Genomic DNA, 13,281 nt, shown 5'->3' on the forward strand with positions numbered 1-13,281 from the left:
CGATCACTCCAGAGCCCCCGCTGAAAACATGCAGGGGACGGTTGAAACATGGGTCAATTCTCAATGGAAATATAACGCTGCGCCGGGTCAGCTCTCAGTGGAAATCAACAGCTTCGACAAAATAGGTGTCCAGCAGATGCTCCAGTTCGACGGCGCGTTCGTTAGTGCACCAGCTTCCGTCGAGGGAGGCTTGGACCACGTCGTGCAGGCGGACGGCCCTGTTGCGATCCGGGGCCGTGAGGCTGTTCCCTTTCAACTTTCGAATGCCCAGCGGCTTGATAGCGAAACTGAGGAAATCCTCGTCGCAAACAGGAAGGCCCGACCAGGCGAACACCGATAATTCCTTGGTCAGCGATGGCCGCAACCGCTCGAGAAGGACATCGGTTAATCGCCGCCCGCCGAATTCCATATCGCCGATGACATCGCAATCTTCAAGGATGTCATCCCACGTCGCTCCTTCGCGCACCGCAGCAAGGATGAGCGAAAGCGTCAGCGGATGACCTTTCACCGTTCCCCAGACCTTGTCGAACACCGACTCCGGGCACTTCACTGGGGCAAGCCCTAGAAGCGCCGAGGATTGTAGTCGATCCAGCATGGGCAGGTTGAACGATTGCGTGTCGGTCGAGCGTTGGGTCAACAGTACGTGGGTGCCCTTGCCGCAGATTCTCTCCAACGCCGTCATATCCAGATTTGCCGGAGCGTCATCGATCACAAGCAGGCATCGCAACGTTTGCATCAATCCTACGATGTTGCGGCTTTCGCCCGCGCGTAAGAGCGGGACCGCTTGCAGATCATCCGCTCTGCGAATTTCATCGCCGTCTAGCCAGATGCGGACTTCGTAATCGTCCTGATGCCGATGGGCGAAAGCCTGGAGGGTCGCGGTCTTCCCAATTCCACCCACTCCGCCGATGGCCAAAACAGGCTTCTGTCGCAGTCGCTCAACGATCGCCCTGTCAATATCGTCTCGAGGCAACCAGCTCGGCAGTGGCTCTGGCATCATTCGGCCCGCCGCTTCCTCCTCTCGAATCCGCTCCAGATCCGGAAGGTATGGAGAGAGCCTGCGTACCACCGAATCGCTCAGGATTAGATGGTCGACCAAGTGCGTCGCGATTTCCACCGCGCCCCAGAGATAGAGGGTTTTGCCTTTCATCTCGGGCAGATCGAGCATCGAACGCTCAAACTCCTGAGCGACCTGCGGTCGGCTCGGCTGTCCGGATAGGAGGAATATCTTTTCGGCACTGGGCGCGCCGGCCAGAGCGTGGGCGAGGTCGCCGCGCGCCTTATCCATGTCCCCGCTAAAATAATCCTTGCGGTCGGAGTACTCGACCGCGACTTTTCCGTCGCCGTTCGTGGTGTCTACAACGCCTGCGACAGGATAGCCGAGCAAATTCAGTCCCCGGTGGTCCAACGGCAGCTCAAGCAGGGCCTGGACGAACAGGCCGCCAAACCTCTCGAAATCGGTAGCTATGTAGCCTATCCCATTCGCCAGCCGGCTGATAAGTGCGGTTCGGCGCTTCGGGTTCATTCAGTTCCTCAAATGAAGGTCGAGTGCGGTCGGTTGGTAGGAGGAGGCGGCGCGTCAGGAGTTAGGAAGTTGTACGTTAGATACCACGTTGTCTATGCAATTTCGTCGTTTGCCGGCTGAATTCAATCGAAGCTGGGCATGCGACGTTCGGTCATCAGCGTTATCCGGTTCGACGTCACGGCGAAGCTGCTCGGAACCTGGCAGCTATTCATCCTCAACGCCCAAAACCGGACGGTCGGGAAGCGGCCCCTTATAAGTCATTCGATGAAGCGCGGCGCTCTGGCGCTCATAACGCGGCAAGTGAAGGCCAAGCCGTCCGCGCCAATGCCTGCAAGTGACAGCTACGCCGCGCGGATATTTGACAGTTGCATTTGCTGTACCCGAGGAAGCCCTGTCGACAGGCTGGTTGCGCAAAGTCGAAGAGCGGAAATTATTGCCGTGCGCTCTACCGGTTGACTGATGCCCACAGCCAGGGCACAAAGGCGGCATCCAAGGTCGTTCGCGGCCGGAGAAACACAGCGAATTCAGGGTCTCTGCTAAGCCCTTGAGAAGTCAGTGAGAATCCAGGTTCCCCAGCCATCGATTTTTTTCCATTACATTACAGTGTCTTAGCGTTGATCAGAATACGCTAACCGTAACACTCTTCCGGCGCATGCTGCCGTAGCTCGCCTCGCTGTGGATATCGCGGATGCGAGGTAGCAGACTCAAGGATCAATTGTACCTTTCGTTGCGCTCACAAAACTCTACGTGACAGAGGGGCTTATGCAGTATTTTAGGATATTCTTAGAAACAGGATTGTTTATCGTCCGAGGTGATGCAACTCACAGACGGCCCTGCAACACGGACTATGTGTTTGGCGCTGAGGACTTGGCCCAAGCCTCCGTGCTGGCTCGGCGTCATGTTGGCGACCGCGCGAGCCAGAGACCGCCAGCCAGTCACACTTCTATCGTTGAAGATATCTCCGACTGGCTCGATCCACATACTCCGTCGGACAATGTCAGAAAGGTTTTGCGCGCTATCGAAAACAGCGCTCGCTTGATGGAAACGATCACGGTCAAGGCAGTCGTTATCGAGTGCCCAGATGACGAAACAAACACGCTGATTGTCCACCTGAGAGAAGGCGATAATCGTAAGCGCGTGGTGGTCGAGCCGCTCGACGCATTTGCCGAGGGTCCTCAATGGCTCGAAGAGCGGGTAGCACTTACCCCACGATCATTCGTGCGAACGGCTCAATCTCTGTTCTAAATTCAGAGACGCAACTAAGGAAGGTATATGAGCTCCAAAGAACAGCTAGGTAGCCGCATTGATGATGCCTACGTGCATGCTTGGGATACTGACGTGTATCCGCTCTACCACGACTGGTGCGCCTCGGCACGACGCCTTTGAGGATGACTTTAAGGTAAGGAAGGCGATGATGGGTAAGGACATTACGCGACCTTCCGATCTCTTATGACGCGGCGAAAACCCTGCCCCGACGCCTGATAAACACTCGGGGTTGTCGATTGCCTCAAGGGCGAAAATTAACATCGTCAGATCTGCGAGATAGTGAGTAGCCGAATGCCTCCAACTGATTTGTATCAAGGCCGTGAAGAGCATTGAGATAGCGGATAAAGCCGGGCTGAGTTTCGCCGCCTTCTTCAATTGCCAGTGCGAGGCGCTCGCAAGTCTGCTGACCCTTGGCATAGATGCGTACTTCCGAGCCGGCGAAACCATGCTTCTCAACACATACACTCAAATAGCCGGCGTTCAGCCGACACTCTCCCCCTCGCCCTCGCTTGTCCAGATGGATTGCCCGTTGGCAAAATCCTTTCTGATCCGGCGCTCGTCGCGCCAGTTGCGGCCGGTGTCTTCGATGACCGGGGTCAGGCGCGGCGAGTAGATATAGGTCCTGTATCGTGCGACGCTGGCCTCAAGGGCCATGTTTGTGTTGGAGTAGAACTGCTTTTCAGGATCCAGGGCCGGATCGAGGAGACCTGCGGCGAGGCGGGCGAAATCGCCGCGCAGGACGGAGGGGGAGGTCGAGAACAGGGGCTTCGTGCGGAGTCTGGGAAGCTTTACGCCGAAGAGCTTGAAGCTACGTTTCTGATAGAGATGCCCTTTTCGCCGGATGTCCCAGTTCTGATTGATCGTGTGCAGCGAAACCTGCTGGATGGACGGATCTGCGAAGGGCGCCAGGATGGCCTGATCGAGCTCGGTCAGCGTGCGCCAGTCGTCCTCGAGGTGAAAGACGTAATCGGCCGAGGTGTTCGACCACAAGCGCCTGACGGCCGAACAGAAATTCGGCGTCTCCGGCTGAAAGACGGTCGCTTGCGGAAAAAGATGATGAACGATGGACAGGCAGGCCGCCGCATCGTCTGCATCGCCGAAGATCGGATCGATATTGACGAGGCAGCGGGAGACGTCGAGGTGGCGGAAGCACCTCTCCTGAAAGTCGGTCAAGGTCGCTTCCAGCAGGTCCGGCCTGCGACCGGCGACAACGCATACATCGATCATCATGACAAACCTCTTCCTGCTTGCTCAACATGGGAATAAGACAAAAGGAAAATCTGTTAAAGATTTTTCTAATTCTCAAATCGAATTCCTGAGAACGAGCGACCTCTCTTTGCACGGTCGAGGCGACGCTGCTTCGATGCTCGACGCCCGGAACATTGGCCGGTGGCGGACGTTGATTTGCGAATTCAAGGAGAAGCGACATGGCCGACACCAAGACATCCGCACCGAGGACCGAAACCGACGGGGCTCTCGATATTCGTGACGAGGACGTGACGCCGATCGGGAGCGAGGCGGAGCTGAAGGGCAAGGATGCGGACGAGGTGGAGCCGGACGACATGATGTCGGGTGCCGCACGTCGTGAGGCCGCTCGCCTGAAGGGCGACGTTTTCCTGGTGCGCTCCGATCTCGAGGACGCAGACCAGCGCGAGGCAACGCCCGGCATGCGCGAGCAGGACTGATCCTTCCTGCGCAAGCAGGGTTAGCCCGTTCGCCGAAAGGCGTTTGGCAGAAAGCGGATGGTGGTTGAACCCCATCCGCTTTCTCGCGTTCGGCGTCTATATGCGGGCCCAAGATGATCCCGGAACTTAAGGCCAAGCGGTGCGTTTGCTCTTCATGTGCCGATATTCGGCGAAACAAGAAGGAGGAAGCACACCATGAACCAGCGTTTTGATCCGAACGAAAATCGCCCCGCCAATCCCACGTCCTGGCCTGCAGACGACGCCGCGCGCGCCGAGCAGGCAGCCCGCACCGACCCGGCAACGATGCGGCCAACGGCCGGCATCGATCCGGTGACCGGGGCGCCGCTCGGGGATCCCCTGGCGCAGCGTCCGCTGGATCCGACAGCGCCGGTGGCGCGGACCCGCCGCAGCAACTGGCCTGTGCTGATCATTCTCCTTGCGGGCCTGGTTCTGGCGCTTCTGGTCTGGCTGCCCGCAGAAATGTCGAACGACGCGTCCGACACGGCAACGCAGCCGGCTCCGGCAAGCCAGACGGCAACGCCGCCGGCCGCCGAGGCGCCTGCCGCAACCGCGCCGTCCACCACCGCGCCTGCCGCAACGGCACCGGCTGAAACAGCTCCGGTCACCCCGGCAACACCGCCGGCTGCCACCGATACGGCTCCGGCAACTCCGGCTCCGGCAACGGGCGCCGCTCCGGCAACCGGCACGGCTCCGGCAACCGGCACGGCTCCGTAAGCCGGTTTCGGCTGAAAGACCGCCAGACATTGTTGAGAAAAGCGGGGCCAGATGGTCCCGCTTTTTTGTTGCCTCGTGGTTCCGTGCGTCTTGAATGACGATCGCTCCGAGTGGTTCGGTCAGACATTATCGCCTGCCCGGTCGAACCAAAGCGCGGCTCAGCGGTTATCCCTCGTGAAACGACAAGATCGAGGATCAGACGATGATCGAGAAGACCACACGCCGCGAAGAAGACTACCGTGATTATGAAGACCGCGACCTGAAGGACGGCTGGCCCTATGCCGATGACGTTTCGGGTTCGCCGACCGACGTTGCCAATCGCTCTTACGGCGAGACGGATGAAAGCTTCGACGAGTCCGGCAATCCCGGCTTCGAGACGTCGGACGAGACGGCGCGGGTCGGTCATGGTGGCCCGGATATCCTGCGCGACGATCCGGAGGCCGATACCGATGACGACGGCATGGAAGAAGCGCTGTCCAATGCACTCGAAGAGCATGAGATCGACACGTCATCCGTCGAGATCAAGGTCCTGCGGGGCGTGGCGGAACTCTCCGGTGAGGTCGAGACCGCAGCCGATCGACGGGCAATCGAGGAGCTCGCCTATCGCATTCCCGGCATCTCCAAGGTCCGCAACGCGCTGACGACCATCGCGGTCGATGCGAATTTGCCGAGCGGCCTGAACGACTGAACCGTGGCCAAGCGGCACAGGCGGTTCGTCGGAGAATGCGTCGTGCGTCCCGGCCGCCGGTCGCGTTTCCAAAATGTCAGTCATCGGTTACAATATCTGCGCGGTCTACAAGACTGCGCAGTTTCTGTTTAGCGTGCAGTTCCTGTTTTCCGCGCTGTTCCTGCGTCAAATGTCTGGAGTGATCATGGGGGGATCTGGGGAGACACGCGCGGCGGCAGGTGAGACCGCGTTTCGCACGACGGATTTCGTCACGGGACTTGCGCGCGGCATCGCCGGCGCCCTGTTGTTTGCCCTGCCGATGCAGATGACGATGGAAATGTGGGATCTGGGCTTTGCCATGGATCGCTTTCGTCTCGCTCTGCTGCTCATTCTCACCGTGCCGCTGCTGATCGGCATCGCCCATCGCATCGGCTTCGAGAAAACGGTGTCCTGGCGCGAGGATATCCGCGACGCGATGATCGCCTATGCGATCGGTATCCTCGCCAGCGCGATGATCCTGACGCTGTTCAAGCTTCTGACACCGGAAACGTCGGAGCAGGATTTTCTGGGCAAGATCGCGCTTCAGGCCGTTCCCGCGGGGATCGGCGCGCTTCTCGGCCGCAGCCAGCTTGGCGCCGATCCGGATGATGCCGAGGATGATCCGGACAGCGGCTATGGTGCCGAACTTTTCATGATGGCCGTCGGCGCGCTGTTCCTCAATCTCAACATGGCGCCGACCGAGGAGATGATCCTGATCTCCTACAAGATGACGCCGTGGCACGCGCTGGCGACCATCGTCCTTTCCATCCTCGTCATGCACGCCTTCGTCTATGCCGTCTCGTTCGAGGGCGGGCACGAGCTGGAGGATACGCCGGGCTGGCATGCGCTGATCCGCTTCACCCTGCCGGGCTATGTGATCGCGCTGCTGGTCAGCCTCTATTGTCTCTGGAGTTTCGGCAGGCTCGACGGATCCGGCTCCATGCCGGCGCTGATGTCCACCATCGTGCTCGGCTTCCCCGGTGCCATCGGCGCCGCCGCCGCCCGGCTCATCCTGTGAGGTGCTGAATGGCGTCGTCCCGCCGCAAGATCGTCCGCCGCCATCCGCACTGGATCGAGTGGACCACAGGCCTCCTCTCGACCGCTCTGGTCGCCACGATGACCGGCATGATCCTCTATCACGGCTTTACGGCGAAGGACGCCGCACCGGAGCTTGCCGTCACGGTGACGGCGCAGCGGCCGACGGCGCAAGGTTTCGAGGTGTCGTTCATCGTTTCCAATACAGGCAAGAAGACAGCGGCCGGGGTGCCCGTGACCGGGCGTCTTCTGAACGACGGGCAACAGCCGGTGGAGACCCGGGAAGTCACGATCGACTACGTTCCCGCCCAGTCCCAGGTGGAGGGTGCCCTGCTGTTTTCCGCCGATCCCGGCGCCTCCCGGCTCGATGTCCGGGCATCCGGCTATAGCGATCCTTGAGACGTCTGCTCTCCGTGGCTTGTGAAGGCTTAATGCATCCGCTCCGCCATGGCCTTGCGGGTCGCCGCGATATGGTCGCAGACCGCCTGATGCGCGGTTGCGGGATCGGCATAGACTTCCCCGTCGAGCGGCCAGACATGGAACTTCACGGCCATGAAACGCAGGCCGCGAGCGTGCGGCATCAGGGTGCCCACGGCTTCGCCTGATATCTCAACGATGTGTTTCTGCATGCGTATCTCCTGCCGCCATCATCCGGCAGCCCTATCCCGTCGCAGGCACGCCATTGTGTCGTGTGCGGCGACGGGGAAACGGCAGGCGCGACCCATCGTTCCGTGTCCGAAATCAAACAAACTTGTCCGCATTCCCGGCAGGTTTGATCGGATCGCGTCCAGGTGTTTCGCCGCCTCAGGCGACGAAGCGTTCCGGACGGTAGGGGCCGAGATCCACGATGGTGGTTCGCTCACCCGTCATCTTCTCGGCCAAAGCGCGGCCGGTCACCGGACCGAGCGTCATGCCGTGATGGGCATGACCGAAAGCGAACCACAGGCCCTCGTGTCGCGGCGCCTTGCCGATGATGGGCATCATGTCCGGCGTGCAGGGTCGCGCGCCCATCCAGGGCTCCTCGTCGCGACGTTCGGCCAGGGGGAAGAACTCCCGCGCCACGCGCTCGGCACGGGCAAGCTGCACCGGCGTCTTCGGCGCATCGCGGGTGGCGAATTCCGCCCCGGTCGTCAGCCGGATTCCGCGCAGCATGGGCGCGAGGAAATAGCCCTTCTCCGCGTCGAGCACCCAGTTGTTCAGCCGTTCGCCTTCCTGCGTGCCGTAATGCATGTGATAGCCCCGCTTGACCGCGAGCGGGAAGCGGTAGCCGAGCTTGCGGGTGACGGTATCCGCCCAGGGGCCGAGCGCCACGACCACCTCCGCGGCCTCGATCGGCCCGTCGGGCGAGGCGATCCGCCAGCCCGGGCCTTCCAGAACATGCTCCAGCGTTGCCGCATCGCCCGCAACCAGACGCCCGCCGAGCGACTGGAAGTAGGCGAGATAGGCCTTGTTGAGGCTGTGGGGATCGCGGATCGACCAGGGGTCCGTCCAGCGGAGACCGCCGGCGAGATCGATGCGGATGGAAGGTTCCAGTGCCTTGATGTCACTGGGCGACAGTTTCTGATGGTTGACGCCGAAGCCGGCCGACAGGCGCTCGGCTTCCTTGTAGGCGGCATCGCGGGCGGCATCGGTGCGGAACACCTTCATCCAGCCATCCCGCTGGATCAGGTTGTCCGCGCCGGACGCCTTGATGAGATCGGCATGTTCGGTGATCGAATTCTCGATCAGCGGCGCATAGAGCCGGGCGATGTGCTGGTGTTGGGTAAAACCGGAATTCCACCAGTAGCGCACCAGAAAGGGCACGAGACCCGGCAGGGCCTTCAGATGGTAATGGGCATCGATCGTGTTGTTGAGCGCATAGCGAAACAGGGCGCCGAAATCATGCGGGAAGCCATAGGGCACGACGCCTTCGCGCTGGATGAGCCCGGCATTGCCGAAGGACGTCTCTTCCCCTGCCCCGCGGCGATCGACGAGCAGGACCGATTTTCCGCGCCGCGCCAGATGAATGGCCGTGGAAAGGCCGACAATCCCCGCACCCAGAACCGCCACATCCGTCTTCATGCTGATCAACTCCTGCTCCCGGCGCGCTTTGCGTCTGTCTGCCACTGTCAGCATTTTCCCGGCGTTCCGCAACAGGGCGCGGTGCAAATCGACACCGTCACCGACGCCTTCGCACAACGAAAAAGGGAGCGGCGAACCGCTCCCTTCTGCAATGAATTCCTGTTCGTAGGTCTTGGGCCGCGCTTAAGTGTGGCGACGCATGAAGCTTGCAACCAGCGAAATGACGAGGAAGGCCAGGAACAGGAAGAACAGGATCTGCGCGATACCGGCCGATGCGCCGGCAATACCGCCAAAGCCAAGGACACCTGCGATGATGGCCACGACGAGAAAGACAAGTGCGTAATAAAGCATGACACGCTCCTCCAATTAGAACATGCCGATTAACGCATGACGTGTCTTATTGTTCCGCCGGGGTCCGGACGATGAAGGTTCCGAAAAGGTCGATCAGCCTTTAGCATCGCGTTCGGACAGCCGCCATTCAGTCTTCGTTTACCATACCGGCAACACTGGTTCATTTTGACACGCGCCCGCCACAGCAAATGCGGAACTTCACCGTGCAAGCGGCGTTGAGTTCACAATTGATTGAGGCGAGACATCATCATGACTGTATCGAACGCACATATCTGGAAGTCCGTTGCGGCCTCGGCGCGGCCTGCATCGCGATCGAACGAAAAGAACCTGCATATCGGGCAGACGCTGAAGGACCTCTACTTCAACGGCAACATGCCGGCCACGGATGGACGATTCGAGCAATTGCTGGAGCAGCTCGATTCCTCCGAAGGCGGCCGCGAGCGCCATTGATCGGTCTTCATCACATCGAGAAAAAGGCGGTCCATCGGGCCGCCTTTTTTTGTCGTCTGTTCAGGTCGAGAGCGAGACCGCCGAGCGACGGCGTGCCTCGCGCGTCTGTCCTGCCGTCACGGCTTCGGGTTCGATAGGACGATGCTGCCCGGATTGGCCTTGTAGGCGGCGGCATCATAGGCGGGCTGGGCTTCCAGCTGTTCCTTGGTGTAGGGCGAATAGATCGTCATCGCGCCCTTCGCGTCGGCCATCACCTGAATGTTGGCGGCACTCATGGCGACCGGCTTCTGCGCGATGCCGAGGAAGCCGCCGACATCGATGATATAGGCTTCGAGCTTGCCCTCCTTGCCGAGGATCACATCGCCGACTTCGCCGATCTTGGTATCGTCCGCCACCTTGACCGGCGTGCCGATCAGCTTGTCGGCCGACAGCATGGCGGCATCGACGGGCTTCAGTTCTTCTGTCGGCTCGGCCGTGGTCGCGGCATCGGGTGCGAGATCCGGATCGGTCATCTGCGGCGTCGTCCCCGTCTGCGGCAGGGCCGGGTCGGCACCGGCAGCGTCCAGAGGGACCTCGGTGTTCTCAGGTGTCGCAAGCGGCGTCGCGGCGCCATCGGCCGGGGTCGCAGGCGTCGCGGCGGTCGACGTCGAAGGTGCGGCAGGCGTGGCGGCGGCCGTGTCCTTGGTCACCGCACCATCCATCACCGCCTTGCGCTGGAAAGCCGGTGCTTTTTCGAGGTCCTGCTTGGTCATGGAGACGACGAGAATCTTCGTTCCGTCCCGATCCGACCAGGACGCCCGATCGAAATTGACGGCGACATCCTTTTCACCGATGCCGAGAAAGCCACCGACGCCGATCACCAGTGCTTCCGTTGCGCCGGCCGCATTGATCACGACGTCCTTGACCTCGCCGATCGCCTCGCCCTCCTCATCGACGCCGGTATAGACGGTCTTGCCGATGACGTTGGAGGCCAGCATGTCGTCGCCGGGAGATGTCGCCGCAGCGCCGGCGGGCGCGGTTGCGTCCGAGGCGGCAGGAGCCGCAGGGGCTGCCGGTGCCGCGGGCGTCTGCTGCGCCAAGGCCGTTCCGGCGAGCGTTGCGGCAAGAACGGTGCTTGCCAGAAGGGTCTTCAGCATCGGATTGCTCCTTACACAGGTAATTGGTTTAAGCGACGGGTCAAAAGGCAACGAAAGGCTTAAGTTGCGAGACACAGCGACGCGACGGGGTGGTGCGTTCGCCGGGCTCTGTCACGCATGAAGGGAAACATGTGGGAGGCGGAACAGCGTCTCAGGCGTGTTCCGGCGGCCATCATGGCCGACTTCGTGTCGCGGGTCAGACCATCAGACTTTCGCCGACGTCGGACATGTCGGCGGTCGCAAGCCGGTCAGCCACATCCTACTATCCTCACATCCACACAGCGCCGTAAACGCGGTGGAGGCCGAAAATGTTCCGGCGTTCCCGCGGATGTCTTTGCCGCCGTCGAGGCGCGACGCCCGCGCCGCAACCCTACCCGGTTGGGTCCTTTAGAGGAGCACGTCAGTCAGTTGAGAAGCAGGTAAGTGCGTGGGAGAGAGGACGCCACCGCAAGCGGCGATCAACAGACACCTCAAAATCGCGTGATCGCGTTCTGGAACAATTTCGCAAACGGCACGTTTACGCTCCGCATTCCGAATGAACCCAAAGAGGAACCGCCATGCTCGGCACAATTCTCGTGATCGTCCTTGTTCTCCTGCTCATCGGCGCTCTGCCGACGTGGGGCCACAGCCGTAGCTGGGGTTATGGGCCGTCCGGCGGATTGGGCCTTGTGGTTGTTATCCTTCTTGTCTTGGTCCTCATGGGACGCATCTAAGTAAGACCAAAGGCTTTCCCAGAGGGCCATCAACACATCTTGAACCGGAGGATATCACCATGAAAAAAGCAATTCTCGCCGTCGCCCTGATCATGCCGCTCGCAGCCTGCACGCAGACCGAACGTGGCGCCGGCATCGGCGCAGCGTCGGGCGCCATCATCGGCGGCGTGGCAACCGGCAACGTCCGCGGTGCCGCTGTCGGCGCAGCCGTCGGTGGCGTTGCAGGCGCGCTGATCGGCCGTGCCAACGAGCCGGGCCGCTGCATCTATCGCGACCGCTATGGCCGCCGCTACACGGCTGCTTGCTGATCAGCCGATCGGTTACGAACGAAAACGGAAAAACGGGCCTCGGCCCGTTTTTTTGTGTCTCGGTTTCTGTGCGTCAGCCCTTGCGCGCCTTTTCGACGCTGTCGAGCTGCTGGAGCAGATCGACAAAGGCGTCCGGCAACGGCTCTTCTTCCACGGCGCTGTAGAGCGCGCGCAGTTTCGAGACGATCTGGCTGTTCCGGTCCAAGCTCTTGTGGTGGGTGGCATTCCCAGGCTTGGGGGCCGAGCGGGGTTTGGGGTCTGTCATATCCGCCATGCGTTCAGGTCCGCTTCGTCCCAATTCCGGCGGCGGCCAGGCCAGTCCGCGCGTTCAGCATCCTCAAGGCGATCACATCGACCTCATGCTTTGCAATTCTTACCGATCAAACTTTCCACGCGGCGGGAAACATGGTCAAACGTCCCTGTCTCGACTCGTCGAACGATCACACTCTGTCCGGTTTCGGCGCCAATATATCGAAGGACGTCTTTCATGTCACTTTCCATGCGGATTGCCGCTCACCTTCCCTATGTGCGCCGCTTCTCCCGCGCCATCACGGGATCGCAGACATCGGGCGATGCCTATGTCGCGGCCGTTCTCGAAGCGCTGATCGCCAATATCGAGCTTTTCCCCAAGGCGTCCAGCGATCGGGTCAGCGTCTTCAAGCTCTATTGCTCCCAGTTCGACAAGGTCACCATCAAGATCGACGAAGACGCGGTCAATTCGCCCTATGCCTGGGAAAAGAAGGCTGCCGCGAACCTCGCACGGATCTCGCCCGACGCGCGCAAGGCCTTCCTGCTCGTTTCCGTCGAAGGGTTTTCGCAGGACGAGACGGCCGAGATTCTCGACGTGACGCCCGAGGCGGTTGCCGGGCTGATCCAGCAGGCCTCGCAGGACATCGCCCGCCAGGTCGTCACCGACATCCTGATCATCGAGGATGAACCGCTGATCGCCATGGATATCGAGGACATGGTGCGCAGCCTCGGCCATGGCGTCGCGGGCATCGCGCGCACGCATAGCGAGGCGGTCGATCTATTCAAACGGACCTCGCCGAAAATGGTGCTGGCCGACATCCAGCTTGCGGACGGCAGCTCCGGCATCGACGCGGTGAACGAGATCCTGTCGACGGCGACGGTGCCGGTGATCTTCATCACGGCGTTCCCCGAGCGCCTGCTGACGGGCGAAAAGCCGGAGCCCGCCTTCCTCGTGACCAAGCCGTTCAATCCGGATATGGTCAAGGCCCTGATCAGCCAGGCGCTGTTCTTTGACGAGAACGCTCACGCCGGAGAGGCGTGAGGCTTCAGCCAAGCGATCG

Annotated in this window: 17 protein-coding genes; 10 read left to right on the top strand and 7 right to left on the bottom strand. The window is 61.0% G+C overall.

What is annotated here, in order from left to right; genetic code table 11:
* Window positions 1-94 precede the first annotated feature (94 nt).
* Complete coding sequence (locus ASG39_RS10740) at window positions 95-1,525, bottom strand: hypothetical protein (RefSeq protein WP_062595011.1); 1,431 nt, start codon at window positions 1,523-1,525, stop codon at window positions 95-97.
* A 762-nt stretch (window positions 1,526-2,287) separates the two neighbouring features.
* Between ASG39_RS10740 and ASG39_RS23875 the strand changes: the two genes are divergently transcribed.
* Window positions 2,288-2,770, top strand: a complete 483-nt coding sequence (locus ASG39_RS23875) for a hypothetical protein (protein ID WP_156468127.1) — start codon at window positions 2,288-2,290, stop codon at window positions 2,768-2,770.
* A 501-nt stretch (window positions 2,771-3,271) separates the two neighbouring features.
* On the opposite strand, the gene ASG39_RS10755 is transcribed toward ASG39_RS23875, so the two are convergent.
* Window positions 3,272-4,021, bottom strand: coding sequence for a hypothetical protein (locus ASG39_RS10755; protein ID WP_062595014.1), 750 nt, complete (start codon window positions 4,019-4,021; stop codon window positions 3,272-3,274).
* A gap of 197 nt (window positions 4,022-4,218) precedes the next feature.
* Here ASG39_RS10755 and ASG39_RS10760 point away from each other — a divergent pair, with 197 nt between their 5' ends.
* The 5 genes from ASG39_RS10760 to ASG39_RS10780 all read left to right on the top strand — a co-directional run bounded on the left by ASG39_RS10760 (window position 4,219) and on the right by ASG39_RS10780 (window position 7,351).
* Window positions 4,219-4,476: a hypothetical protein gene (locus ASG39_RS10760; RefSeq protein WP_062595015.1), complete on the top strand. Its 258-nt coding sequence runs from the start codon at window positions 4,219-4,221 to the stop codon at window positions 4,474-4,476.
* 195 nt (window positions 4,477-4,671) lie between these two features.
* Window positions 4,672-5,211: a hypothetical protein gene (locus tag ASG39_RS10765; protein ID WP_062595016.1), complete on the top strand. Its 540-nt coding sequence runs from the start codon at window positions 4,672-4,674 to the stop codon at window positions 5,209-5,211.
* 202 nt (window positions 5,212-5,413) lie between these two features.
* Complete coding sequence (locus tag ASG39_RS10770) at window positions 5,414-5,899, top strand: BON domain-containing protein (RefSeq protein ID WP_062595017.1); 486 nt, start codon at window positions 5,414-5,416, stop codon at window positions 5,897-5,899.
* Between the two features lie 184 nt (window positions 5,900-6,083).
* Window positions 6,084-6,935, top strand: a complete 852-nt coding sequence (locus tag ASG39_RS10775; protein WP_062595547.1) for a TIGR02587 family membrane protein — start codon at window positions 6,084-6,086, stop codon at window positions 6,933-6,935.
* A gap of 8 nt (window positions 6,936-6,943) precedes the next feature.
* Window positions 6,944-7,351 (top strand): TIGR02588 family protein, encoded by a 408-nt coding sequence (locus ASG39_RS10780; RefSeq protein WP_062595018.1) that lies wholly within the window; start codon window positions 6,944-6,946, stop codon window positions 7,349-7,351.
* A 29-nt stretch (window positions 7,352-7,380) separates the two neighbouring features.
* Here ASG39_RS10780 and ASG39_RS10785 read toward each other — a convergent pair whose 3' ends face one another.
* The 3 genes from ASG39_RS10785 to ASG39_RS23320 form a co-directional block, all read right to left on the bottom strand.
* On the bottom strand, window positions 7,381-7,581 hold the full coding sequence (locus ASG39_RS10785) for a hypothetical protein (protein WP_062595019.1): 201 nt from the start codon (window positions 7,579-7,581) through the stop codon (window positions 7,381-7,383).
* A gap of 175 nt (window positions 7,582-7,756) precedes the next feature.
* On the bottom strand, window positions 7,757-9,013 hold the full coding sequence (locus tag ASG39_RS10790; protein WP_062595548.1) for an FAD-binding oxidoreductase: 1,257 nt from the start codon (window positions 9,011-9,013) through the stop codon (window positions 7,757-7,759).
* Window positions 9,014-9,196: 183 nt separating this feature from the next.
* A complete protein-coding gene (locus ASG39_RS23320; RefSeq protein WP_082477167.1) occupies window positions 9,197-9,364 on the bottom strand; it encodes a DUF1328 domain-containing protein in 168 nt (55 codons plus the stop codon).
* Between the two features lie 249 nt (window positions 9,365-9,613).
* Here ASG39_RS23320 and ASG39_RS10795 point away from each other — a divergent pair, with 249 nt between their 5' ends.
* Complete coding sequence (locus tag ASG39_RS10795; protein WP_062595020.1) at window positions 9,614-9,814, top strand: hypothetical protein; 201 nt, start codon at window positions 9,614-9,616, stop codon at window positions 9,812-9,814.
* 116 nt (window positions 9,815-9,930) lie between these two features.
* Here the strand turns inward: ASG39_RS10795 and ASG39_RS10800 are convergent, their stop codons facing one another.
* Complete coding sequence (locus ASG39_RS10800) at window positions 9,931-10,950, bottom strand: PRC-barrel domain-containing protein (protein ID WP_062595021.1); 1,020 nt, start codon at window positions 10,948-10,950, stop codon at window positions 9,931-9,933.
* Window positions 10,951-11,507: 557 nt separating this feature from the next.
* On the opposite strand from ASG39_RS10800, the gene ASG39_RS23325 reads away from it, so the two are divergent.
* Complete coding sequence (locus ASG39_RS23325; RefSeq protein ID WP_082477169.1) at window positions 11,508-11,663, top strand: DUF3309 family protein; 156 nt, start codon at window positions 11,508-11,510, stop codon at window positions 11,661-11,663.
* Window positions 11,664-11,722: 59 nt separating this feature from the next.
* Window positions 11,723-11,971, top strand: coding sequence for a glycine zipper domain-containing protein (locus ASG39_RS10805; protein ID WP_062595022.1), 249 nt, complete (start codon window positions 11,723-11,725; stop codon window positions 11,969-11,971).
* Window positions 11,972-12,044: 73 nt separating this feature from the next.
* Here ASG39_RS10805 and ASG39_RS10810 read toward each other — a convergent pair whose 3' ends face one another.
* Window positions 12,045-12,245 (bottom strand): NepR family anti-sigma factor, encoded by a 201-nt coding sequence (locus tag ASG39_RS10810; protein WP_347360161.1) that lies wholly within the window; start codon window positions 12,243-12,245, stop codon window positions 12,045-12,047.
* Between the two features lie 213 nt (window positions 12,246-12,458).
* On the opposite strand from ASG39_RS10810, the gene ASG39_RS10815 reads away from it, so the two are divergent.
* On the top strand, window positions 12,459-13,262 hold the full coding sequence (locus ASG39_RS10815; protein WP_062595023.1) for a response regulator: 804 nt from the start codon (window positions 12,459-12,461) through the stop codon (window positions 13,260-13,262).
* The last annotated feature ends 19 nt before the right edge of the window (window positions 13,263-13,281 follow it).

It is taken from the genome of Rhizobium sp. Leaf371, assembly GCF_001424045.1.
In the GTDB taxonomy this organism is placed as follows: Bacteria; Pseudomonadota; Alphaproteobacteria; order Rhizobiales; family Rhizobiaceae; genus Ferranicluibacter.

Coding starts and splice junctions, on each gene's coding strand:
- ASG39_RS10790 (WP_062595548.1), bottom strand. CDS start 9,013: ATGAAGACGGATGTGGCGGTTCTGGGTGCGGGGATTGTCGGCCTTTCC.
- ASG39_RS10785 (WP_062595019.1), bottom strand. CDS start 7,581: ATGCAGAAACACATCGTTGAGATATCAGGCGAAGCCGTGGGCACCCTG.
- ASG39_RS23325 (WP_082477169.1), top strand. CDS start 11,508: ATGCTCGGCACAATTCTCGTGATCGTCCTTGTTCTCCTGCTCATCGGC.
- ASG39_RS10815 (WP_062595023.1), top strand. CDS start 12,459: ATGTCACTTTCCATGCGGATTGCCGCTCACCTTCCCTATGTGCGCCGC.
- ASG39_RS10795 (WP_062595020.1), top strand. CDS start 9,614: ATGACTGTATCGAACGCACATATCTGGAAGTCCGTTGCGGCCTCGGCG.
- ASG39_RS10780 (WP_062595018.1), top strand. CDS start 6,944: ATGGCGTCGTCCCGCCGCAAGATCGTCCGCCGCCATCCGCACTGGATC.
- ASG39_RS10755 (WP_062595014.1), bottom strand. CDS start 4,021: ATGATGATCGATGTATGCGTTGTCGCCGGTCGCAGGCCGGACCTGCTG.
- ASG39_RS10775 (WP_062595547.1), top strand. CDS start 6,084: ATGGGGGGATCTGGGGAGACACGCGCGGCGGCAGGTGAGACCGCGTTT.
- ASG39_RS10800 (WP_062595021.1), bottom strand. CDS start 10,950: ATGCTGAAGACCCTTCTGGCAAGCACCGTTCTTGCCGCAACGCTCGCC.
- ASG39_RS10810 (WP_347360161.1), bottom strand. CDS start 12,245: ATGGCGGATATGACAGACCCCAAACCCCGCTCGGCCCCCAAGCCTGGG.
- ASG39_RS10805 (WP_062595022.1), top strand. CDS start 11,723: ATGAAAAAAGCAATTCTCGCCGTCGCCCTGATCATGCCGCTCGCAGCC.
- ASG39_RS23320 (WP_082477167.1), bottom strand. CDS start 9,364: ATGCTTTATTACGCACTTGTCTTTCTCGTCGTGGCCATCATCGCAGGT.
- ASG39_RS10740 (WP_062595011.1), bottom strand. CDS start 1,525: ATGAACCCGAAGCGCCGAACCGCACTTATCAGCCGGCTGGCGAATGGG.
- ASG39_RS10760 (WP_062595015.1), top strand. CDS start 4,219: ATGGCCGACACCAAGACATCCGCACCGAGGACCGAAACCGACGGGGCT.
- ASG39_RS23875 (WP_156468127.1), top strand. CDS start 2,288: ATGCAGTATTTTAGGATATTCTTAGAAACAGGATTGTTTATCGTCCGA.
- ASG39_RS10770 (WP_062595017.1), top strand. CDS start 5,414: ATGATCGAGAAGACCACACGCCGCGAAGAAGACTACCGTGATTATGAA.
- ASG39_RS10765 (WP_062595016.1), top strand. CDS start 4,672: ATGAACCAGCGTTTTGATCCGAACGAAAATCGCCCCGCCAATCCCACG.